Origin of the sequence: Streptomyces sp. NPDC046860, assembly GCF_040645115.1 — a bacterium.
In the GTDB taxonomy this organism is placed as follows: domain Bacteria; phylum Actinomycetota; class Actinomycetes; order Streptomycetales; family Streptomycetaceae; genus Streptomyces.
Map to the genome: position 1 here is coordinate 24,238 of NZ_JBEYXQ010000022.1, position 22,410 is coordinate 46,647.

18 protein-coding genes are annotated in these 22,410 nt (G+C 74.4%); 12 read left to right on the top strand and 6 right to left on the bottom strand.

The genetic code is table 11. The annotated features are described in order from the left end of the window. The first annotated feature begins 81 nt into the window (after window positions 1–81). The 4 genes from ABZ898_RS25495 to ABZ898_RS25510 all read left to right on the top strand — a co-directional run bounded on the left by ABZ898_RS25495 (window position 82) and on the right by ABZ898_RS25510 (window position 6,156). Complete coding sequence (locus ABZ898_RS25495) at window positions 82–1,446, top strand: FAD-dependent oxidoreductase (RefSeq protein WP_361663278.1); 1,365 nt, start codon at window positions 82–84, stop codon at window positions 1,444–1,446. A gap of 222 nt (window positions 1,447–1,668) precedes the next feature. After that, entirely contained in the window at window positions 1,669–2,880 is a 1,212-nt protein-coding gene (locus tag ABZ898_RS25500; protein WP_361663281.1) for a hypothetical protein, read from the top strand. Between the two features lie 75 nt (window positions 2,881–2,955). Further along, the gene (locus ABZ898_RS25505) at window positions 2,956–3,243 is read left to right on the top strand and encodes a YkvA family protein (RefSeq protein WP_361663284.1); all 288 of its coding nucleotides are present in this window, start codon (window positions 2,956–2,958) and stop codon (window positions 3,241–3,243) included. Between the two features lie 171 nt (window positions 3,244–3,414). Beyond that, complete coding sequence (locus tag ABZ898_RS25510; RefSeq protein WP_361663286.1) at window positions 3,415–6,156, top strand: SpoIIE family protein phosphatase; 2,742 nt, start codon at window positions 3,415–3,417, stop codon at window positions 6,154–6,156. A gap of 37 nt (window positions 6,157–6,193) precedes the next feature. Here ABZ898_RS25510 and ABZ898_RS25515 read toward each other — a convergent pair whose 3' ends face one another. Continuing rightward, window positions 6,194–8,032 carry a glycoside hydrolase family 15 protein gene (locus tag ABZ898_RS25515; RefSeq protein WP_361663289.1) on the bottom strand — a complete coding sequence of 613 codons (1,839 nt, stop codon included), beginning with the start codon at window positions 8,030–8,032 and terminating at the stop codon, window positions 6,194–6,196. Window positions 8,033–8,182: 150 nt separating this feature from the next. On the opposite strand from ABZ898_RS25515, the gene ABZ898_RS25520 reads away from it, so the two are divergent. After that, window positions 8,183–8,389 (top strand): hypothetical protein, encoded by a 207-nt coding sequence (locus tag ABZ898_RS25520; RefSeq protein ID WP_361663292.1) that lies wholly within the window; start codon window positions 8,183–8,185, stop codon window positions 8,387–8,389. A gap of 34 nt (window positions 8,390–8,423) precedes the next feature. Here the strand turns inward: ABZ898_RS25520 and ABZ898_RS25525 are convergent, their stop codons facing one another. The 3 genes from ABZ898_RS25525 to ABZ898_RS25535 form a co-directional block, all read right to left on the bottom strand. Further along, window positions 8,424–9,413, bottom strand: a complete 990-nt coding sequence (locus ABZ898_RS25525; RefSeq protein ID WP_361663295.1) for a lysylphosphatidylglycerol synthase domain-containing protein — start codon at window positions 9,411–9,413, stop codon at window positions 8,424–8,426. 202 nt (window positions 9,414–9,615) lie between these two features. Beyond that, window positions 9,616–11,967 (bottom strand): glycosyl hydrolase family 65 protein, encoded by a 2,352-nt coding sequence (locus tag ABZ898_RS25530; RefSeq protein WP_361663298.1) that lies wholly within the window; start codon window positions 11,965–11,967, stop codon window positions 9,616–9,618. Further along, window positions 11,964–12,704: a beta-phosphoglucomutase family hydrolase gene (locus tag ABZ898_RS25535; RefSeq protein ID WP_361663301.1), complete on the bottom strand. Its 741-nt coding sequence runs from the start codon at window positions 12,702–12,704 to the stop codon at window positions 11,964–11,966. Before ABZ898_RS25535 ends, ABZ898_RS25530 begins: the two co-directional genes overlap by 4 nt. Window positions 12,705–12,809: 105 nt before the next feature. Here ABZ898_RS25535 and ABZ898_RS25540 point away from each other — a divergent pair, with 105 nt between their 5' ends. The 5 genes from ABZ898_RS25540 (at window position 12,810) to ABZ898_RS25560 (ending at window position 19,361) form a co-directional block, all read left to right on the top strand. Then, window positions 12,810–13,475, top strand: coding sequence for a nucleoside/nucleotide kinase family protein (locus ABZ898_RS25540; protein ID WP_361663304.1), 666 nt, complete (start codon window positions 12,810–12,812; stop codon window positions 13,473–13,475). Between the two features lie 300 nt (window positions 13,476–13,775). Next, on the top strand, window positions 13,776–15,323 hold the full coding sequence (locus tag ABZ898_RS25545) for a phospholipid carrier-dependent glycosyltransferase (RefSeq protein ID WP_361663439.1): 1,548 nt from the start codon (window positions 13,776–13,778) through the stop codon (window positions 15,321–15,323). Between the two features lie 54 nt (window positions 15,324–15,377). Next, complete coding sequence (locus tag ABZ898_RS25550) at window positions 15,378–16,319, top strand: MurR/RpiR family transcriptional regulator (RefSeq protein ID WP_361663307.1); 942 nt, start codon at window positions 15,378–15,380, stop codon at window positions 16,317–16,319. Between the two features lie 176 nt (window positions 16,320–16,495). Continuing rightward, window positions 16,496–16,876, top strand: coding sequence for a hypothetical protein (locus ABZ898_RS25555; RefSeq protein ID WP_361663310.1), 381 nt, complete (start codon window positions 16,496–16,498; stop codon window positions 16,874–16,876). A gap of 124 nt (window positions 16,877–17,000) precedes the next feature. Continuing rightward, window positions 17,001–19,361, top strand: coding sequence for a SpoIIE family protein phosphatase (locus ABZ898_RS25560; protein ID WP_361663442.1), 2,361 nt, complete (start codon window positions 17,001–17,003; stop codon window positions 19,359–19,361). On the opposite strand, the gene ABZ898_RS25565 is transcribed toward ABZ898_RS25560, so the two are convergent. Further along, the gene (locus ABZ898_RS25565; protein ID WP_361663312.1) at window positions 19,342–20,049 is read right to left on the bottom strand and encodes a peptidoglycan-binding protein; all 708 of its coding nucleotides are present in this window, start codon (window positions 20,047–20,049) and stop codon (window positions 19,342–19,344) included. The two genes, ABZ898_RS25560 and ABZ898_RS25565, sit on opposite strands and share 20 nt — an antisense overlap. A 67-nt stretch (window positions 20,050–20,116) precedes the next feature. Further along, on the bottom strand, window positions 20,117–20,980 hold the full coding sequence (locus ABZ898_RS25570) for a hypothetical protein (protein ID WP_361663315.1): 864 nt from the start codon (window positions 20,978–20,980) through the stop codon (window positions 20,117–20,119). Between the two features lie 176 nt (window positions 20,981–21,156). On the opposite strand from ABZ898_RS25570, the gene ABZ898_RS25575 reads away from it, so the two are divergent. Together ABZ898_RS25575 and ABZ898_RS25580 are read left to right on the top strand one after the other, a co-directional pair. After that, window positions 21,157–21,885 (top strand): TetR family transcriptional regulator, encoded by a 729-nt coding sequence (locus ABZ898_RS25575; RefSeq protein WP_361663318.1) that lies wholly within the window; start codon window positions 21,157–21,159, stop codon window positions 21,883–21,885. A gap of 116 nt (window positions 21,886–22,001) precedes the next feature. Beyond that, window positions 22,002–22,406, top strand: a complete 405-nt coding sequence (locus ABZ898_RS25580) for an OB-fold domain-containing protein (protein ID WP_361663321.1) — start codon at window positions 22,002–22,004, stop codon at window positions 22,404–22,406. The last annotated feature ends 4 nt before the right edge of the window (window positions 22,407–22,410 follow it).

The following is a 22,410-nucleotide window of genomic DNA, read 5'->3' on the forward strand; positions in this document are numbered from 1 at the left end:
GGACCCGTGTACTAACTTAGGGCTGCCTTAGCTTAGGCTTCCTGATCGAGTCGCCTGTCCACGCTCGAAGGGAACCTGATCATGCCGCGCCCCCTGCGGGTAGCCATCGTCGGAGCCGGCCCCGCCGGGATCTACGCCGCCGACGCCCTGCTGAAGTCCGAGACGGCCGCCGACCCCGGCGTGTCCATCGACCTCTTCGAGCGGATGCCCGCCCCGTTCGGCCTGATCCGCTACGGCGTGGCTCCCGACCACCCGCGCATCAAGGGCATCATCACCGCCCTGCACCAGGTGCTCGACAAGCCGCAGATCCGCCTCTTCGGCAACGTCGACTACGGCAACGACCTCAGCCTGGACGACCTCCGCGCCTTCTACGACGCGGTGATCTTCTCCACGGGCGCCATGGCCGACCGCGAGATGTCCGTCCCCGGCATCGACCTGGACGGCTCCTACGGCGCGGCGGACTTCGTGTCCTGGTACGACGGCCACCCCGACGTCCCGCGCACCTGGCCGCTGGAGGCCGAGAAGGTCGCCGTCCTGGGTGTCGGCAACGTCGCCCTGGACGTGGCCCGCGTCCTGGCCAAGACGGCGGACGAGCTGCTCCCCACGGAGATCCCGCAGAACGTCTACGACGGCCTGAAGGCGAACAAGGCCCTCGAAGTCCACGTCTTCGGCCGCCGCGGCCCGGCGCAGGCGAAGTTCAGCCCGATGGAGCTGCGCGAGCTGGACCACTCCCCCAACATCGAGGTCATCGTCGACCCCGAGGACATCGACTACGACGCGGGCTCCATCGAGACCCGGCGCGGCAACAAGCAGGCCGACATGGTCGCCAAGACGCTGGAGAACTGGGCGATCCGCGACGTCGGCGACCGCCCGCACAAGCTGTTCCTGCACTTCTTCGAGTCCCCGGCGGAGATCCTCGGCGAGGACGGCAAGGTCGTCGGCCTGCGCACCGAGCGCACCGCCCTGGACGGCACCGGCAACGTCAAGGGCACCGGCGAGTTCAAGGACTGGGACGTCCAGTCGGTCTACCGCGCGGTCGGCTACCTCTCCGAGAAGCTGCCCAAGCTGCCCTGGGACCTTCAGACGGGCACCGTCCCGGACGAGGGCGGCCGGGTCATCGAGGAGGGCGGCGCGCACCTGTCGTCCACGTACGTCACGGGCTGGATCAGGCGCGGCCCGGTCGGCCTGATCGGCCACACCAAGGGCGACGCCAACGAGACGGTGGCCAACCTGCTGGCGGACCACGCCGCCGGCCGGCTGCAGACCCCGTCCGCGCCCGAGCCGGAGGCGGTGGAGGCGTTCCTCGCCGAGCGGAACGTCCGCTTCACCACCTGGGACGGCTGGTACAAGCTGGACGCCGCCGAGCGCGCCCTCGGCGAGCCGCAGGGCCGCGCCCGCGTGAAGCTCGTCGAGCGCGAGGACATGCTCCGGGAGAGCGGCGCCTGAGGCCCCGCCCGTAGCGGCCCCCGCCCGGCGCGAGACCCCGACGAGACCTCTTGTCGGGGTCTCGCGCTACCCGCCCCGTGAGGGGGGCGCGGGAGGCTCGCCGGGGCGCGCACCACCGCGCGCACCCCCGGCCGACGCGCCACCCCCGGCCCCCGGCGCCCCGGCGGCGGGACCGAGCGGTGATACTGGAACGCGCACCGGCCTCCACCAGCAGATTGGCTCATGTCGAACTCCGCCACCGACCGCGCCCCTGTCCCGCAGACCCTCTGGGCGGCCCGCGGCCGTCACACCGGCCCCGACCCCGACGACGTCGTACGCCGTACCCTCCGCCGCCACCGCACGAGCGGGGATCTGGACGACTTCACCGAACCGTCCGCGCCCGAGGGCTCCCCGCACCGCGTCTTCGAGGCGCGCTGGCGCGCCGGGGGAAAGGTCACCGTGCGGGCCCGGCTCACCCTCGCAGCGCTCCCGGAGCGGCCGGGTCACGAGTGGACGCTCGTCGCGGAGGCCGAGGAGCCGTGGCGGGCGGAGTGGCCCTCACCGGCCACGCTGTTCTGGCCGGAGGACGGCGTCTCCGGCGGTGACGGCGACTGGGACCAGCACCCGACGGTGTCCGGTCTGCGCTTCCGGCAGGTGAACGCGCTGCCGCTGGACGACAAGGAGATGCGCCGGCGGCTGCGCGACGCGGCCCGTGAGGCGTGGTGCGTCAACCTGGTCGTGCACGAGGCGATGACGCCGGACGAGCGCGGCAGACTGCCGCTGGCGCGGCTGCTGCCGCCGGGGCTGCGGCACCGGGTGATCGAGCACCGGGCGACTCCGCAGCAGTTCCGGGCGGTGAACTGGGCGCTGAAGGATCTCGGGGTCGAGGTGCCGCGCGGCGGCGCCGTGCTGCTGCCCTGGGACCCGGCACCGGCCGGGTACGACCGGCAGGCGTACAGCGTGCGCAGTGTCTTCCTGGACGGCTCCGAGCCCGCCGAGCTGTTCACGGCCCTGCGGGACTTCGCCGCGCTGCCCCGGCCGCGGCCCCGCGGGCTCGGCGAGGCGCTGACCGGTCTGCGGGAGAACTGGACGCTGATGACCGCGCGGGAGGAGCTGGAGCGGGAGCGGCGCCGGGTCGAGCGGTACCGGGAGGCGCTGGAGGCGATGACGAAGTCGCGGGACCTGTACCGGGAGGCCGCCGAGCAGGCCCACGAGGCGCTGGCCGCGTACCGGGACACCCCGCTGCCCGTCCTTCCCCAGCAGCGGCCCTCGGCGCGCAACCAGTCGCCGCTGCAGCAGCTCACCCGGTCCTTCGAGCGGCTGCGGCTCCCGGCGTGGGCGCAACGGCCCGAGGCCGGCGAGGGGATGCCCCGCTCGGCGCCCGGTTCCGGGCCCGAGGCCGCCGGGGAGGCTTCCGGTTCCGTGTCCGCGGCCGGGGACGGCGACCGGGTGTGACCGGGCGACTGCCGTGCGCGGGAGCGGGCAGTAGCTGAAGGGCGGCGGGACGAGCGCCGGCTGAGGAGGGGAACTGTGGACGGGAGCACGATCGTGCTGGTGGGGGCCGCCGTCGCGGCGGCGGCCGTACTGGTGCTGGCCGTCGTACTGCTGGTGCGGCTGGTGCGGACCCGGCGCGCGCTGCGCGACGCGGGGCTGCCCACCGGGCCGCGCTGGGTCTTCTGGGGTGCCGTCCTCTATCTGGTGCTGCCGACCGACCTGCTGCCGGACCCGGTCTACCTGGACGACATAGGCGTCCTGCTGCTGGCGCTGCGCAGCCTGCGCGCCGCGCGGCCGCTGACCGGGAAGACGGGCGGCCTCTGAGCGGTGTCCGGCGGCGAGGGGCGGTTCGACGGGTTCGGCGGGTCCGGTACGGGTTTCTCCCGGCCGGGTGAGCGCGGGGCCGGCGCAGGTGAGCGCGGCGCGGCCGCTGCGGGCCCCCCACCTCGGGGGATGGCCTCGCCTGACGGAGCGCGGCAGTGTAGACATGGGCACATGGTGCGACTGCCCGGCCGACCCGACACGCGGGCGCCCCGTACGTCCGGGCTTCCGCGCGCGCCCTTCGGGGCGCGGCATCCGGGCGCGGGGAACGGCGACGGCACGCCGCCCGGAGCGCTGCGCTCCGCGACGACGGGACGCAGCCTGGCGGGACAGGTGTTCCTGCTCCAGGTCGTGATCGTGCTGCTGCTGGTGGTCGCGGCCGTGGTGGCGCAGGTGCTCCAGGTACGGCACGACAGCGAGCTGGAGGCACGCAACCGTTCGCTGTCCGCCGCCGGTGCCTTCGCCAACGCCCCCGGTACGGCGGCCGCGCTGCGCGCGCCGGACCCGACGGCCGTGCTCCAGCCCTCCGCGGAGGCCGCCCGCAAGGCGACCAAGGTGGACTTCATCGTCGTGATGAACACCGAGGGCATCCGCTACACCCACCCCGACCCGGACCGCATCGGCAAGAAGTTCGTCGGCACCATCGGACCCGCCCTGCACGGGGACACGGTGGTGGAGGAGCTGACCGGGACGATAGGGCCGCTGGTGCAGGTGGTGGTGCCGGTCCGGGACTCGGGCGGCAGGGTGGTGGGGCTGGTGTCGGCCGGCATCACCACGGCGCACGTCGGCGGCGCGGCCGACCAGCAGCTCCCGCTGCTGCTCGCGGCGGCCGCGGCGGCGCTCGCGCTGGCCACGGCGGGCACGGCCCTGGTCAGCCGCCGTCTGCTGCGCCAGACGCACGGCCTGGGCCCCTACGAGATGACCCGGATGTACGAGCACCACGACGCGGTGCTGCACGCGGTCCGCGAGGGTGTTCTGATCGTCGGCGGGGACGGCAGGCTGCTGCTGGCCAACGACGAGGCGCACCGGCTGCTGGACCTGCCCGAGGACGCCGAGACGCGCAATGTGCTCGACCTCGGCCTGGACGACGAGACGGCCGGGCTGCTCGCCTCCGGCCGGGTCGCCACCGACGAGGTGCATCTGGTCAAGGACCGGCTGCTGGCCATCAACCAGCGCCCCACCGACCTGCGCGGCGGCCCGCCCGGCAGTGTCACCACGCTGCGGGACTCCACCGAGCTGCGCGCGCTGTCGGGCCGCGCCGAGGTGGCCCGTGAGCGGCTGAACATGCTGTACGACGCCGGGGTGGGCATCGGCACGAGCCTCGACGTGGGCCGCACGGCGGAGGAGCTGGCCGAGCTGGCGGTGCCCCGGTTCGCGGACTACGTCACGGTGGACCTGTTCGAGCCGGTGCTGAAGGGCGAGGAGCCCAAGCCGGGCACCGAGCTGCGGCGGGCGGCGTCCAGCGGCATCCGCAAGGACGCCCCGCTGTATCCGCTGGACGAGCGCATCCGGTTCGTCCCCACCTCGCCCCAGGCGCGCAGCCTTGCCACCGGGCAGTCCGTGGTGGAGCCGGACCTGCGCGAGGCGCCGGGCTGGCAGGCGCAGGACCTGGAGCGGACCGAGCAGATCGTGGACTACGGCATCCACTCGCTGATCACGGTGCCGCTGCGGGCGGGCAGCCTGGTGCTGGGGGTGGCGAACTTCTGGCGCTCGGAGAAGCCGCAGCCGTTCGACTCCGAGGATCTGGCGCTGGCGGACGAGCTGGTCGCGCGGGCGGCGGTGTCCATCGACAACGCCCGCCGCTACACCCGTGAGCACAGCATGGCGGTGACGCTCCAGCGCAGTCTGCTGCCGCGTACGCTGCCCGCGCAGGACGCGCTGGAGATCGCCTACCGGTATCTGCCCGCGCAGTCCGGGGTGGGCGGCGACTGGTTCGACGTGCTGCCGCTGCCGGGCGCCCGGGTGGCGCTGGTGGTGGGCGACGTCGTGGGGCACGGGCTGCACGCGGCGGCCACGATGGGCCGGCTGCGCACGGCGGTGCACAACTTCTCCGCGCTGGACCTGCCGCCGGACGAACTGCTGGGTCTGCTGGACGAGCTGGTGGCGCGCCTGGACCAGGACGAGACCCCGGAGGACGGCGCGGCAGCCGTCACCGGAGCGACCTGCCTGTACGCGGTCTACGACCCGGCCTCCCGGCGCTGCACCATCGCGCGGGCCGGTCATCTGCCGCCCGCGCTGGTCTCCCCGGACGGCTCGGTGGAGTTCCCGGACGTGCCGGCCGGTCCCCCGCTGGGCCTGGGCGGGCTGCCGTTCGAGACGGCCGATCTGGTGCTGCCGGAGGGCAGCCGTCTGGTGCTGTACACGGACGGTCTGGTGGAGGACCGCGAGCGGGACATCGACGAGGGCCTGGAGCTGCTGCGCGACGCGCTGCGGCACGCGCCGGGCGCCTCCCCGGAGGAGACGTGCCGCGTCGTCCTGGACCGGCTGCCGGTCCGGCCCGCGGACGACGTCGCGCTGATCGTGGCCGAGACCCGCGTCCTGGGCGCGGACCAGGTGGCCCGGTGGGAGGTGCCCGCCGACCCGGCGGCCGTCTCGGAGGTACGCGCCGAGGTGACCCGCAGGCTCGCCGAGTGGGACCTCGAGGAGCTGACGTTCACCACGGAGCTGATCCTGAGCGAGCTGGTCACCAACGCCATCCGCTACGGCCGCGGCCCCATCGGCGTACGCCTGCTGCGGGGCCGTTCGCTGATCTGCGAGGTCTCCGACGGCACGACGACCTCCCCGCACCTGCGCTACGCGGCGAGCACGGACGAGGGCGGCCGCGGCCTCTTCCTGGTCGCCCAGCTCTCCGACCGCTGGGGCACCCGTTACACCCCCACCGGCAAGATCATCTGGGCGGAACAGCCCCTGCCGTGAGCCCCGCTCCCGTGCGCGCGAACAAGGCCGCGCTCGCTCAGCCCAGCGCCTTGTCCAGGTTGAAGGCCGCGCTGATCAGGGACAGGTGGGTGAACGCCTGCGGGAAGTTGCCCTGTTGTTCGCCGGTGCGGCCGATCTCCTCGGCGTAGAGGCCGAGATGGTTGGCGTAGGTGAGCATCTTCTCGAAGGCCAGGCGGGCTTCGTCCACGCGGCCCGCGCGGACCAGGGCCTCGACGTACCAGAAGGAGCAGATGGAGAAGGTGCCCTCGTCGCCGCGCAGGCCGTCGGGACTGGCCTCCGGGTCGTAGCGGTAGACGAGGGAGTCGGAGACCAGGTCCTCGGTGAGGGCGTCGAGGGTGGAGAGCCATTTAGGGTCCGTCGGCGCGATGAACTTGGCCAGCGGCATCATCAGCACGGACGCGTCGAGCACGTCGCTGTCCTCGCACTGGGTGAAGGCGCCACGCCGGGCGGACCAGCCGCGGTCCATGATGCGGCGGTAGATGTCGTCGCGGGAGCGGCGCCAGCGGGGCAGGTCGGCGGGCAGGCCACGGCGGTTGGCGAGGCGGATGGCGCGTTCGATGGCGACCCAGCACATCAGCCGTGAGTACAGGAAGTTCTTGCGGCCGCCCCGGGTCTCCCAGACCCCCTCGTCCGGCTGGTCCCAGTGGTCGCAGACCCAGGTGACCAGCTGGCACACGTCGTCCCACTGGGCGCTGGAGATGGGCTGGGCCCACTTGTCGTAGAGGTAGATGGAGTCGATCAGGGCGCCGTAGATGTCGAGTTGGAGCTGCGCGGCGGCGGCGTTGCCCACCCGGACCGGTGCCGAGCCCAAATAGCCTTCCAGGTGCGGAAGTTCGCGCTCGTCGAGTTCGGCGCGCCCGTCGATGCCGTACATGATCTGCAGGGGGCCCTCGGTCGCGCCGTCGCCGGGGCTGATGTGGGTGGTGAGGAAGCGCATGAACGCTTCCGCCTCGCCGGTGAAGCCGAGGCGGAGGAGGGCGTAGACGGCGAAGGCGGCGTCGCGGACCCAGACGTAGCGGTAGTCCCAGTTGCGCTCGCCGCCGAGCTGTTCGGGCAGGCTGGTGGTGGGAGCGGCGACGATGGCGCCGGTGGGGGCGTAGGTGAGCAGCTTCAGGGTGAGCGCGGAGCGGTGCACCATCTCGCGCCAGCGGCCCCGGTAGCGGGACTGGGTGAGCCAGTGGCGCCAGTAGGCGACGGTGGCGTTGAACTCGTTCTCGGCCTCGGCGTGCGCGCAGCCGCGCGGGGCGATCTCGCCGCCCGCCTGGTCCAGGGCGAACACCGCCGTTTCGCCCTCGCCCAGCTTGAACTCGGCGCGCGCGTCGAGCGCGTCGCACTCCATGGCCACGGTCGCGGTGAGCGCGAGGGAGTGCTCCCGGGCGTCGAACCGCAGCCGCCCGTCCTCCTCGCACAGGGTGTGCGGTTCGGCGCCGTACCCGAAGCGGGGAGCGACCAGCGCGCGGAACGGCACGGTGCCGCGTACGCAGACCACGCGGCGGATCAGCCGGTGCCGGGACTCCTCGCCGGGCCGCTCGATCCCGACCGGCATGAAGTCCTGGACCTCGCCGACGCCCTCCTCGGTGAAGAAGCGGGTGATCAGCACGTTGGTGTCGGGGAAGTAGAACTGCTTGGTGTGCGCGGGGACGGAGGCGGCCAGCTCGAAGCGGCCGCCGCGCTCGGCGTCCAGGAGCGCGGCGAACACGCTGGGCGCGTCGAAGGACGGTGAGCAGTACCAGTCGATGGTGCCGTCGCTGCCGACGAGCGCGACACTGCGCAGGTCGCCGATGAGACCGTGCTCGGCGATCGGCAGGTAGCGGTGGCGCTGCCGGGTCTCCTGCTGGAAGGGCGTCTCGGCCATCGCTGCGGCCTCCCGGTGAGGTGTACGGCTGCACCTCCAGCGTAGGACGCTCCGGATGCGCGCGGCGCCCGGGCGGCCGATGGTGGGGAGTGTGCCCCGTTCGGCGGCACCGGCACGGATGCGCCCATCCGGACCGAGGAGGAGAGCATCATGTCGAGTTCCACGCCCGAAGAGTCCCGGTCGGCCGACGACCACTGCACCCCTGACGCCCTGCTGCACACCGCCCCGGCCAGGGACGTCACGCCGGAGGACCTGGTGATGGCGGCCGGCAGGGACGTCACCCCGAAGACCTTGGACTGGGCCCGCCGCAAGCTGGAGACGGAGGGCACTGCGGCCATCGAGAAGCTGCTGCCCTAGGCGTCCTGAAGAGCGGCCGCCCCCTGGAACCGCGTCACAGCGCCTTGCGGCGCAGCAGCACGGCGAGGGTGACGAGGCCGGGGGTCAGCGGCAGCCAGACGGTCAGCATGCGGTAGCCGAGGACGGCGGACGCCGCCGTCGCGGCGGGCGCGCCGGACGTGGCGAGCGCGAGGACGAGCGCCGCGTCCAGCGAGCCCAGCCCGCCGGGCGTGGGCAGCAGGGCGGCCGCGCCGCTGGCGGCGAGGTACAGCAGCGCCACTTCCGGGGCGGGCAGCGGCAGCGTGACGGCGCGCGCCACCGCGACCAGTACCGCGCAGTGCAGGGACGCGAAGGCGAGGGAGCCGCCCCACAGGGCGACGGCCCGCCCCGGCCGGGCGTGCACGGCCCGTACGTCGGCCATCAGGGCGCCCAGTGCCCGGCGGCAGCGCGGCCACAGCGGCCCGGCGGCCACCCCCGCGATCAGCGCCAGTGCGCCGAGCGCGCCGAGCAGCCACGCCAGGGGCAGTTGCGGCACGCGCAGCAGCCCCGGGCAGAACGGGACGAGCAGGGCGATCAGCGCGAGCCGGGCCACTCCCCCGGCGCCGCCCTTGACGGCGAGCGCTCCGGCGGAGCGGCCCATGGGCAGCCCGCAGCGCAGCAGGAACCGCAGGTTCACCGCCCCGGCGCCGATCCCGGCGGGCAGCAGATGATTGGCGGCACCGGCGGCGAACTGGGCCGCGACGAGCCGGACGCCGGGCAGCCGTTCGAGGACCGCGCCCTGCTGGGCGACCGCGGAGGCCGCCCAGGTCCCGACGGCGGCGGCCGCCCCGACGGACAGCCAGACCTGGTCGGCCAGCGCGAGCCGCACCGCACCGCCGCGCACGGTGGGCCAGTGCCGCTGGGTGAGGTAGGCGAGGAAGAGCAGTACGCAGAGCAGCAGGGCGGCCTGCCACGCCACGCCCCGCAGGCGGGGCCGCGGGGCGCCGGGCGGAAGCGGGGGCGCCCCGGGAGCCAGGCCCTCGCGGGCGGTGCCGGTGTCCGGCATCGGCACCCCCTCCCCCTCCGGCACGAGACGCGCCCGCCACCGGCGTCCGGGAGAACCGGACTCCGGGGCGGAATCACGGTCAAGCTAACCCGGATCGGCGCCGTTCGCCGCGCGCGTTCCGCCATCCGGTGGCGCCCCCGCGCGCCGCGAGGCGGGCGACGTGTCCCGTGCGGGCGCGCCCGGCCGGAGCGGACCGGGCCGCTCAGAGCCCCTTGGGCACCCGGTGGGGCGGCTGCTCCGGTGTCGGCCGGTGCGTGAGCGGCGGCACGGTCCGCACGGCGGGTTCGTCGGCCTCCAGCGCGACGGTCTCCCCGTGGTGCTCGATGATCAGCGGCGGCCCTTCGAGCAGCGTGTACGTCGTCTTGTCCGACCCGATCTCCACGCGCAGCCGCCTCCCCCGGAACTGCAGGTGGAAGGCGAGCCGGCGCAGCCGTTCGGGGAGGCGGGGGGCGAAGCTCATCCCGGCCGGGCCCTCCAGCACCCGCCGCATGCCGCCGAACCCGGCCACCAGCGCCATCCAGGTCCCGGCCAGCGAGGCGATGTGCAGTCCGTCGCGGGTGTTGTGCTCCAGGTCGTGCAGGTCCATCAGCGCCGCCTCGGAGGTGTAGGCGTAGGCGAGCCGCAGGTGGCCCGCCTGGGCGGCGATGACGGCCTGGCAGCAGGCGGACAGGGAGGAGTCGCGGACGGTCAGCGGCTCGTAGTAGGCGAAGTTGCGGGCGACCTGCTCCTCGTCGAAGAAGGAGGCGCAGGTGTACATCGCGAGGACCAGGTCGGCCTGTTTGACGACCTGTTTGCGGTAGAGGTCGAAGTACGGGTAGTGCAGCAGCAGGGGGTAGTGCTCGGCGCGGGTCCCCGCGAAGTCCCAGCGCTGGTAGCGGGTGAAGCCGGCGTTCTGCTCGTGGACGCCGAGTTCGTCGTTGTAGGGGATGTTCATCGCGTCGGCCGCGTCCCGCCAGGCCGCGCTCTCCTCCTCGTCGGCGCCGAGCCGGTGCGCCTCGTCGGGGTAGCGCTCCACCACGTCGGCGGCGGCGAGCAGGTTCTGCCGCGCCATCAGGTTGGTGTACGTGTTGTCGTCGGCGACCGCGCTGTACTCGTCGGGCCCGGTGACGCCGTCGATGTGGAAGGCGCCGTGGTGGTCGTGGTGGCCCAGCGAGCGCCACAGCCGGGCGGTCTCCACCAGCAGCTCCATGCCCACCTCGCGCTCGAAGCGGACGTCCCCGGTGGCCTCGACGTAGCGCACGACGGCGTCGGCGATGGCGGCGTTCACGTGGAAGGCGGCGGTGCCCGCGGGCCAGTAGGCCGAGCCCTCCGAGCCCTCGATGGTCCGCCAGGGGAAGGCGGCGCCGCCGAGCCCGAGCTGGGCGGCGCGTTCCCTGGCGGCGTCCAGGGTGTTGTGGCGCCAGCGCAGCGCTTCCGCCACGGCGCGCGGGGCGGTGTGGGTGAGCAGCGGCAGGACGAACATCTCGGTGTCCCAGAAGGCGTGCCCGTCGTAGCCGGAGCCGGTGAGGCCCTTGGCGGGGATGGCGCGCTGCTCGGCGCGCGCACCGGCCTGGAAGACGTGGAACAGGGCGAAGCGGACGGCCTGCTGGATCTCCTCGTCGCCGTGCACCTCGACGTCGGCGCGGGCCCAGAAGTCGTCCAGGCATTCGCGCTGGTCGGCGAGCAGCCCTTCCCAGCCGTCGTGCGAGGCGGCGGCGAGGGCGGCGTCGACCTGGTCGGCCATGGCGGGCAGGGAGCGGGTGCCGGACCAGCCGTGCGCGACCAGCTTCTCCACCCGCAGGGTGTGGCCGGGCTCCAGGACGGAGGTGACGGTGAGCCGGGCGACGTCGGTGCCGCTCTCGCTGCGGCTGGTGGTGCGGCCGGGCCCGGTGATCACATGGTCGGCGCCGACGGCGACCCTGAGTCCGCTGCGCTTGGTGCGGTGCACCAGCCGCAGCCGCTCACCGGAGGCGAAGCCGTCCTCCTGCTCCAGCGGGGAGCGCGGGGTCATCGCGGCGCGGGGGTCGCCGTTGGGTTCGGGCAGGCTCTCGTTGGCGACCAGCTCGGACTGGATCACGACCCGGCTGGGGCGGCCGACGGCCTCCACCTCGTAGGCCACGGCGGCCACCGCGCGCTGGGTGAGGGAGACCAGCCGGGTGGAGCGCACCCGGACCGTGGACCCGGCGGGGCTGGTCCACTCGCAGGTGCGCTCCAGCACCCCGCGCCGCATGTCGAGGACGCGCTCGTGGGAGACGAGGCGGCCGTAGCGCAGGTCGAAGGGCTCGTCGTCGACCAGCAGGCGCAGGATCTTGCCGTTGGTGATGTCGATGACGCTCTGCCCGGACTCCGGGTAGCCGTACCCGGCCTCCGCGTAGGGCAGCGGGTGCACCTCGTGCACGCCGTTGAGATAGCTGCCGGGCAGGCCGTGCGGCTCGCCCTCGTCGAGGTTGCCGCGCCATCCGATGTGCCCGTTGGACAGCGCGAAGACCGACTCGCTCTGGGCGAGCACGTCGAGATCGAGGTCCGTCTCGCGCACGTGCCAGGGCTCGACCGTGTACGACCGTTCGTTGATCACCTCTTGCCTCCCAGCTCGGCGAGGTCATTCACGACGATATGCGCGCCGTGCGCGTACAGCGCGTCGGCCTGGCCGGTCCGGTCCAGTCCGACGACGTATCCGAAGCCCCCGGCGCGGCCGGCGTCCATCCCGGCGAGCGCGTCCTCGTAGACGGCGGCCCGTTCCGGGGGTACGCCCAGGTCCTTCGCGGCGGCCAGGAAGGTGTCGGGGCTGGGCTTGCCCGGCAGGTCGCGCTCGGCGGCGACCACGCCGTCGATGCGGACGTCGAAGAGGTCCTCGGCGCCGATGGAGCGCAGCACGTCCCGGCAGTTGGCACTGGAGGAGACGATGGCGGTGGCCAGGCCGGCCTCGCGCACGGCGGCCAGGTAGCGCAAGGTGCCCTCGTACGCCTCGACGCCGTCGGTGCGGATCTTCTCCAAGAGGAGTTCGTTCTTGCGGTTGCCGAGGCCCCGCACGGTCCGCGCGTCCGGCGGGTCGTCGGGGGTGCCCTCGGGGAGCCGGATGCCGCGGGAGGCGAGGAAGGAGCGGACGCCGTCGGCGCGGGGGCGGCCGTCCACGTACTCGTCGTAGTCGGCGACCTCGTCGAACGGCCGCGCGTCGGGGCCCTCGTGGTCGCGGAGGAAGGCGTCGAAGGTCTCCTTCCAGGCGGCGGCGTGCACGACGGCCGTCTTGGTGACCACTCCGTCGAGGTCGAACAGGCACGCCTGGATGGTGTCGGGCAGTCCGAGCTGAGTCATACCCTGCTCCCTTCCCCGGATCGGGCACGGCGATCACGCCCGTCGGAGCGGAAACCCGGCGCCCCTCCGGCCGCCGCGCGCACGCCCGGTGGCACACTCTGCTGCATGCCGCCGACCTTCGACGATCTCCTCCTCCGCGCCCGCAGCCTGGTCAGGGACCGACGGCGCGCGATCCTCGGCATCGCGGGCGGTCCGGGCGCGGGCAAGACGACCCTCGCCCGGCACCTGGTGCGCGCCCTGAACGCCGACGGGCCGCCCTGGGCCGCGCATGTGCCGATGGACGGCTTCCACCTGGCCGACGCGGAGCTGGACCGGCTGGGGCGCCGGGACCGCAAGGGCGCCCCTGACACCTTCGACGCGGCCGGGTACGCGGCCCTGCTGCGGCGGCTGCGGGAGACCCCCGCCGACGCGGACGAGGTGGTGTACGCGCCCGCCTTCGAGCGGGACCTGGAGCAGCCGGTGGCGGGCTCGGTCCCGGTGCCGCCGTCCGCGCGGCTGGTGGTGACCGAGGGCAACTACCTTCTGCTGCGGGAGGGTTCGTGGGCCGGCGTCCGGCCCCTGCTGGACGAGGTCTGGTACTGCGAGGTCGGCGAGCCGGAGCGGGTGCGGCGCCTGGTGGCCCGGCACGTGGAGTTCGGCAAGGAGCGCGCGGCGGCGGTGGCCTGGGTCATGGGCACCGACCAGCGCAACGCGGAGCTGATCGCGGCCACGCGGGACCGGGCCGACCTGGTGATACCGGCCTCGGCGCTGCCCGTACCCGACGGGAGCTGAACCGGCGCGGCCCTGGGGCCGTATCCGTGGGTGCGCGGCGGAGGGTCCGCCGAGGGGCCCGGCGGGGCGGTGGCACCGCCGGACGCGGGAACGGTGTGCCGACACGGTCCGTCAGCGGGGCCGGCCGCCGCCGGGACCGGTGCGGCCCGTGCCACCGTGGGGCGGATGATGGCGAGCGAACAGCACGGGGCCGTGGCCACCGCGACGGCCCCCGTACCCGCCTCCCCGCCCGCCCCGCTCCCCCGGGCCGGCCGGTGGGTCCGGCTGGTGCCGCTGCTGGTGCTGCTGCTCCTGGGCCAGATGGCGGCGGCGATGGTCACCACGGCGGTCCGGCAGACGCCCACCATCGACGAGCCGGTGTACGTGGTCACGGCCACCGACTATCTGCGCGAGCACCGGCTGCGCTACAACGCCGAGCACCCGCCGCTCGGCAAGCTGCTGATCGCGGCCGGGGTGGCGGTGGCCGCCCCGCACTACGACCCCGGCACGCCCGGCACCCAGGGCGACGCCGGCCGGCACCTGCTGTACGAGTCGGGCAACGACCCCTGGCGGCTGATGCTGTGGGCGCGGCTGCCGGTGATCGCGCTGACCCTGCTGTGCGGGCTGGTGGTGTTCGCGTTCGCGCGTGACCTGGCGGGCCCGGTCGCCGCCCTGGCGGCGCTCGCGCTGTACGCCTTCTCGCCGGACGTGATCGCGCACGGCTCGCTGGCCACCCTCGACCTGCCGATGACCGCCTTCCTGCTGACGTCGGTCTGGCTGCTGTGGCGGGCCCGCCTGCGGCCGCGGCCGTACGTGCCGCTCGCCGGGGCTGCGCTGGGCGCGGCGGTGGCGACCAAGATGAGCGCGCTGCCCGCGGTGCCGCTGCTGATGCTGCTGGCCGCCTGGTCGGTGTGGCACGCGCGGGCCGGGTCCGGGCGGCGGCGCAGGACGCTGTCGGCGCTCTCGGCGGGGAGCACCGTGCTGCTGGTGGCGCTGGCCGTCGTGTGGGCCGCGTATCTGGTGGTCGACCCCCGCCTCGGCTTCGACCCCGCCGAGGCGGTCCCGGCGCTGGCGGGCAAGCGGGCCCTGGTGAGCGGTCTGCTGCCGCTGCCGCCCGCGTTCGGGGCGGGGATGCGGATGCAGTTCGCGATGGAGTACTACCCGTGGGGCGGGTTCCTGTTCGGCCGGGTGTACACGGGCTCCCTCTGGTACTACCTGCCGGTGGCCCTGCTGGTGAAGACCCCGCTCGGGCTGCTGGCCCTGGGCGCGGCCGGTGCCGTGACCCTGGCGGCGGTGCCCCGGCTGCGTCCGGCGGCGCCGTATCTGCTGCTGCCGCCCGCGCTGCTGCTGGCGGTGGCCATGACGGGCGCGCGGGACTTCGGCACCCGGTACGCGCTGTTCGTGCCGGTGTCCCTGGCGGTGGCGGGAGGCTGTGCCGTCGTGTGGCGGCGCCGGTGGGCGCGGGCGCTGGCCGGGGTGCTGGTGCTGTGGGTGGCGGTGAGTTCGCTGCGGGCCTTCCCGTACTACCTGCCCTATGCCAACGAGGCGTTCGGCGGCCCGGCGCGCACGCACGAGCTGCTGCACGACTCCAACGTGGACTGGGGCCAGGACCTGGGGGCGCTCGCGGACCGGCTGCGGGAGCGGTATCCGGGCGAGCGGGTGTGGCTGGTGTACAAGGGCGCCGGTGTCCCGTCCTACTACGGCATCCACGCGGCCGACCCGCGTACCGTGCCGCCGGACCGGGTGCGGGGGCTGCTGGCGGTGTCGGACTCGGCCGTGGCCAAGGCCCAGGGGCGGCTGGCGGAGCTGATCCGTACGAGCCGGCCGGTCGGCGAGGTGGGCCACTCGATCACGCTGTACCGGCGCTGACCGGCCGGGCCGACTCGGCGGCCGGGCGGGGGCGGTGAGCTATGTTGATGCGTCGTGGGAGACAAAGTCGACGGTCCGGCGCCCTCGCCGCAGCAGGCGCGCGCCCAGGCATCCGCCATCACCTCGGGCGGGACGGCCACGGGCGCCGAGGCCGCGCCCGCCTCCCAGTTGCGGGCGCTGTTCGACGGGCCCCGGCTCTCCCCCGGACAGCGCCGGGTGGCGCGGTACCTGATAGACCACCTCACCGAGGCGGCGTTCCTGTCCATCACGGAGCTCGCCGACCGGGCGGGGGTCAGCCAGCCCTCGGTGACCCGGTTCGCGGCCGCCGTGGGTTTCAGCGGCTATCCGGCGCTGCGGGAGCGGCTCCAGTCGATCGCGCTGGGCGCGCTGGCGGGCGGCGCCGGCGAGGAGGACCGGGCCAACGAGCTGCAGGCGGCGGTGGACGCGGAGATCCAGAACCTGGAGCACCTGCGCCGCGACCTGGCCGACCCGGAGCGGGTGGTGCGGGTGGGCCGGGAGCTGTCGCGGTCCGCCCCGCTGACCGTGCTGGGCCTGCGCATCTCGGCCTCGCTCGCGGAGTACTTCGGCTACGCGGCCCGGCGCATCCACCCCGATGTGCGGCTGGTGACGCGGGGCGGCAGCGTGGCCTGCGACGCGCTGCTGCAGTCCCGTGAGGCGGGCGGCACCTGGGTGCTGGCGTTCGCCATGCCCCGGCACGCGCAGGAGACGCTGACCGCGCTGCGGGTGGCGCGGGAGGCGGGGCTGAAGGTCGCGCTGGTCACCGACCTGGCCCTGGGCCCGCTGGCGGAGGAGGCCGACGTCACCTTCGCCACCGGCACCGGTTCCCGGCTGGTCTTCGACTCCTACGCCGCGCCCGGCCTGCTGACGGCGGCGCTGCTGCAGGCGATGACCGACGCCGACCCCGAGCGCGCTCAGGCCCGGCTGGAGAAGTACGAGCAGGTCGCCGACCAGCAGCAGTTCTTCCTGCGGGACTGAGCGGGGACGGCTCGTCCCGCACCGGCAAGGATGAATGTTTTCATACGTCTTGAAAAGCGGTTGGCATATATAAATACTGCTCACGGATTCCGTGGCGGTCCCGTCCGGCCCGCCGGGGCCAGGGCCGCCCCCACCCGTCGGATCACCCTCTCCGACGACGAGGCACACCGGAAGCGATGAGCATGCCGATCACCACCACGCGCATCAGCCCCGACTGGCCCTGCCAGGTCAAGCCGCCGGGCAGCTACGACTGGGAACGCTCGGCGGCCAAGTGGCTGCGCGAACTGATCCCGGCGCGCTACGCCAGCTATCCGGCGCTGATCCGGCACCCCGTGCTGTTGGCCCGGCACGCCGGGCTCCAGGTGCAGCAGGAGATCAGGGTGGCGCGCACCGCGCTCCAGACCGCCCGCGCCGAACTGCCGATGCTCGGGCTGCCCGAGTCGGTCATCGAGCACACCATCAAGCTGTACGCGGCCGAGCTGCTCCAGCTCCAGCACATCGCGCGCAGTGTCCGGGCCGTCTCCGAGGCGCTGGGCACCCGCGGCACCGGCCGCTGAACCCGGCCTTCCGCGCCCGTCGTCCGGTGCCCGCGGCCTGGGACGGGAACGGCCGCTCCGGACAAGTGAGCGAACGGCCCGGGTGTGCCATGCTCATCGCGTGACGAGCGAGCCCACCTCTCCCGTGGACCCCGGCTACGGCGCCGACGTCGCGGCGCTGGCCAAGGTCGTCGCGCGCCAGCGCGCCGAGATGGAGCGGCTGCGCGACCTCGCCGCCTCCTCGGCGGTGCTGGAGCGGGCCAAGGGCGCGCTGATGGCCATGACCGGCCGGTCCGCCGACGCCGCCCACGGGGAGCTGCTCGCGCGGGCCGAGGCCGGCCGCCGCACCCTGATCGAGGAGTGCTGGCTCACCCTGGGCGCGCTGCAGCCGCCGGGTGCCCCCGCTCCGGACGCGCGGGACACGCCACCCGGCGGCACGCCCGAGCCGTGGTCCGCCGCCTCCCGGCAGCCCCGGCCCACCGCGCCGGGCGACCTCGCGGACGTCCTCGCCGATCTGGGCCGGGATCTGGTGCGGGTCGGATCGCCGCAGGAACTGGCCGGGCGCCTGCTGCGCCATCTGGGCCCGGACGCGGCCGCCGACGCCGTGCTGCTCTATCAGCACCTCCCCGACGAGGAGGGCATCGAACTCATCGGGTACGCCGGGATCGACGCCGCCCTCGCCGGGCGCTGGCACCGCATGCCGGCGCTGAGCCGGCTGGCCCCGCTGGAGTGTCTGCGCACGGGCGAGCCGCGCTGGCTGGAGGACCTGGCGCGGGACCGGCGGCGTTACCTGCTCGGGGACCCGCCGGACCGCTGGCTGTCGCGGGCGTGGCTCCCGGTGCCCGCCGGGCAGGGCTCCGGCGTGGCGCTCGGCGTACTGCGCACCCAGGAGGGGCCGTTCGAGCCGCGCGAGCGCCGACTGCTGCTGGCGGCGGCCCGGTTGTGCGCGGGACGGCTGCGCGCCTTCGACGCGGAGCCGGACGGCGAGGCGGCCGGTGTCGCGCGCGGCGTGCAGACGGTGCTCGACGCGCTGCCCGGCGCCGCGATCCTGCTGCGCCCGCTGCGGGCCGGCTCCGGCGCGGTGGAGGACTACCGGATCGACGCCGCCGGCCCCGAGGCGGTCGACGTGTTCGGCAACAGCGGCCGCGAGATGATCGGCCGGCACATCCTGGAGAGCTATCCGTCCGTGGCGGGCGAGCCGTTGTGGCACGGCTACCTGACGGCGCTGACCACCGGGGTGCCGTTCGAGAGCGCGCCGTTCGCCTACCAGGACGTGGTGGACGGCGTGCCGGTGACCGCCACGTACTCCGTCCGGGCGGCGCCGCTGGCCGACGGGCTGCTGGTGACCTGGCTGCGTCTGGACCCGGTGGAACGGCAGGAGCAGCGGCTGTGGGACGTGCAGCGGCTGGGCAATCTGGGCTGGGCCAACTGGAACCTGGTCACCGGTGACATCTCCTGGTCGGCGCAGACCTACGCGGTGCTCGGCCTGAACGCGGCACGCGGGCCCGTCGCCCTGGCGGAGCTGCCCGCGCTGGTGGCCGCGCAGGACGCGGCGCCGCTGCGGGCGGCGATCACCGGACTCGTCCGGCACGCGCGCCCCTTCGACGTGCCCTTCCGGGTGGACGCGCCGGAGGGGGTGCGGCACTTGCGGATCGTCGCGGAGGCGGTGACCGAGCCCGACGGCACGCCCGTGGAGGTGCACGGCTTCGTGCAGGACCTCACCGCCCAGCGCAGCGCCGAACTCGCGCTGGTGGAGAGCGAGCGGGCGATGCTGCTCCAGCGCGGAGTGCTCCAGGCCGAACGGGCGCTGGCCGACCGCCTGCAACACGCCCTGCTCCCGCTGCCCGCCGGTCCGGTCCGGATGGCGGGGCTGCGGGTCGAAGTGGCCTATCTGCCCGCCCAGTCGGGCATCCAGGTCGGCGGCGACTGGTTCAGCGCCGTCGAACTCTCCGACGACGCCGCGCTGTTCGTGGTCGGTGACGTGGCGGGCCACGGCATCGGGGCGGTCGCCACGATGGCCCAGCTCCGGTTCACCGCCAAGGGGATGGTGGGCACGGGATCGTCGCTGACCGGGGCGCTGACCCGGCTGAACACACTGCTGCTGCACTCACGGGACGGGCGCAGCACCGCGACCATGGTGCTGGCGCGGTACGACCCCAGGACCCGGGTCCTGGCCTGGGCGCAGGCCGGGCACCCGCCGCCGCTGCTGGTGCGCGCGGGCACGGCCCGCTTCCTCACCCGGCCGGTCGGCATGCTCCTCGGCGCGAGCGCGACGCCGGTGTTCGAGGCGGCCGAGGCCCGGCTGGAGCCCGGCGACCGGCTGCTGCTGTTCACCGACGGTCTGGTGGAACGCCCCGGCGAGGACGTCCACGCCGGGTTCGCCCGGCTCGCCGAGACGGTCCGCGTGCACGGCGAGGACAGCCTGGAGACGCTGCTCGGCACGATGCTGGTCGACGAGCACCGGGACGACGTGTGCGTGGTGGACATCAGGCTGCCGGTGGAGTGAGGGCCGGGTCCGTGCCGGTACGGGACTCCAGGGCGCGGCGGGTGTCGTCGCCGTAGACGCCGTCCTCGTCGCCCCGGATGCCGTACCAGAGCTGGAACCGGGCCACGGCGGCGGTGAGTTCGGGGTCGTAGGCGCCGGCGTCGGAGCCGTCCCGGAAGACGTCGGGGATGCGCAGCAGGCGGCGCCGCAGTTCGGTGACCTCGGGGCCGGAGTCGCCCTGGCGGAGGGTGCCGGGTCCGTCCGGGTCGGCGGGGGACGTGGTCGCGGGGGACGCGGGGGCGGCGGTCGCCGGGAGCGAGGGCGCGGGGCGCGCGGTGGCCTCCTGCCGGCCGGTGAGCAGCAGCGCGCAGCCGAATCCGACGAGCGCGGCCGCCGACAGGGCCAGGACGGCCGCCCACCGGCGTGCGGACACGGGCCCCGTGCCAGCGGGGGCGTCCGGCACGCCGGGCGGGACCGGGGGCAGTTCCTCGGTGTCCTCGGCGTCCCTGGCGTCCTCGGTGTCCCTGTGGGAGCCGGTGTCGTGCCCGGCCGGGCGGGCGGGCTCCTCGCTCCGGGGCGGCGCCCCCTGTTCCGGCATCAGCTCGCGCATCAGCTCGGCCAGGGCGTCGGTGGGGCGGGCGCGCAGGACGCGTACGGGTTCCACGACCCTGCCGGGGCGCGGGCGTCCGGGATCGGGGGGTGTCGGCACGCTGCTCTCCTTCCGTCCCTCGCCCTGGGATACGGGGCGCGGGACGGCGGTGTTCAGCGTGGCGCTCTCACGCCGGGGCGAGCGCCTCCTCGCAGGCGCCCTCGTGCACGAAGCGGCTCAGGGAAGCGGTCAGGGTGCCGACGAAGGCGTCCTGTTCGTCCTCGCCGAGCACCTTGAGGGAGAGGTAGGGGTTGAGGTCCTCCAGCTCGACCAGCAGCAGCTGCCCCTGAAGGGTGCGGCAGGCGTCGACGCGCTGGATGCCGTGCCCGAGCGCGTTCCAGTCGATGAAGCCGCGCGCGAACTCCAGGTCGGCGGCGGTCGCCCGGTACGGCCTGAGGTCCCAGCGCTGCCGGGGGTCGGGGGCGTAGAGGGCGTACTGGAAGTCGTCGTCCACGAAGTAGAAGGACACCTCGTGGACGAAGTCGATGTGCGGCTGGACGAGCACCGAGCCGTCGGCGAGCGGCGCCTCGGCCACCCGGCTCGCCGGGACGGTCCGCAGCCCGAGGGAGTCGGCGCCGTAGGTCGGCTTGACCACGTACCGGTCGGCGGCGGGCAGCCGGTGCAGGTCCTCGGCGCGGTCGACGGTGGGGATGACCGGGAGCCCCGCCTCGGTGAGGTCGAGCAGGTAGCGCTTGCCGGTCATGTCGGCCTTGCCGGTCAGCGGGTTGTAGACCCGGGCGCCGGTGTCCAGGGCGCGGGCGCGGAAGGCCTCGTACTCGGCCCGGTAGCCCAGCACCGGGCCGGTGTTGCGGACCACGACGGCGTCGAAGCCGTCCATCAGCGCGGCCGCGTCCATCGGGTGGCACAGGGCGAGGTCGAAGTGGGTGCGCAGCCGGGAGGTGAGGAAGACGTCCTCGTCGCCGTAGCGGCGCCCTCGGGCCGGGTACGCCAGGTCGGTGACGTAGAGCAGGCGGGGGCGGGCGGAGGGCATACGGGATCTCCTCGTTCGGGCCGGGTGCCGACAGGGTGGAGAAAGGTTACGTCGCAGGACCGGGACGATGATCGCCGGGCCCGCGCGGCCGCCGGCGACTGCACTCGGTTCCCCCGCGAGCGGCCGTCGGCTGCACTCAGTGCCATCCGCGTGCCCCAGGTGCTACTTTCCCGTCCATGAGCACCAGCAGTGCGCCGCCCGCGAAGCCGCCGATGCGCGAGGCCCTGGTGGCCGCCGCCTTCCAGCTCTTCATGGAGCGCGGGTACGAACAGACCACGGTGGACGACATCGTGGCGCTGGCGGAGGTCGGACGGCGCTCGTTCTTCCGCTACTTCCCCTCCAAGGAGGACGTGGTCTTCCCCGACCACGAGGGCTGCCTGGCCGACATGACCGCGTTCCTGGCGGCGGGCGACGGCGGCGGCGAACCCGTGCGGCGGGTCTGCGACGCGGCCCGGCTGGTGCTGCGCATGTACGCGGAGAACCCGGCGTTCTCGGTGCAGCGCTACCGGCTGACGCGCCGGGTGCCGGGGCTGCGGGCGTACGAGCTGTCGGTCGTCTGGCGCTACGAGCGCGCCCTCGCCGCCTATCTGCGCGGCCGGTTCGCCGGGCGGACGGACGGCATCCTGCGGGCGGACGTGATCGCGGCCGCGGTGGTCGCCGCCCACAACAACGCCCTTCGCTCCTGGCTGCGTTCGGACGGCGAGGGCGACGCGGAGACGGCCGTGGACCACGCGCTGGGCTGTGTGCGGGCGGCGTTCGCCGAGGCGCCGGCCCGCTCCGGCCCCTCCCCGTTCCCGCCGGGGCCGCCCCGCCCCGACGACGTGCTGGTGCTGGTGGCCCGCCGGGACGCTCCCCTCTGGCAGGTGGTGCGCCAGTTCGAGACGGCGCGGGGCGAGAGCTCGTAATTGAGGGTACGCAGTGCCTTTACGCGTGACACTGAGTGCCATACGCTGTCGCTCGTGCACGGTGGCACGGCATCGGGCACGAGCGGATTCCGGCCCAGTGCAGGGAGTTGACGAGCGTGTACCACCACTCAGCAGGAACGACCCAGCCGGTGGCAGGCTCCGCGGGCCTCCTGGCCGACCGCCCCTCCGACCACATCGAGTACCAGCGCTGCGGCTGGTGCGGCACCGCGATGTACCACCGGCTGCTGTGTCCGGTCTGCCAGGGCAGCGACCTGCGCACCGAGCGCAGCGACGGCGTCGGCACGGTCCGCCACTCCACGATCGTCCACCGCAACACCCCCGCCGCCCGCAACGTCTCCCTGGTCGAACTGGCCGAGGGCTTCGTCGTGCGCGGCCGGGTCATGGGGCCGCCGGTCGGCATCCACAGCGGTGACCGCGTACGGCTGTCCAGGGCCCAGGACCCGGTCCGGGGCGAGCCGGTCTTCCAGCTGCTCGACGAGGCGTGCCGGGCCTGGACCTGAGCCG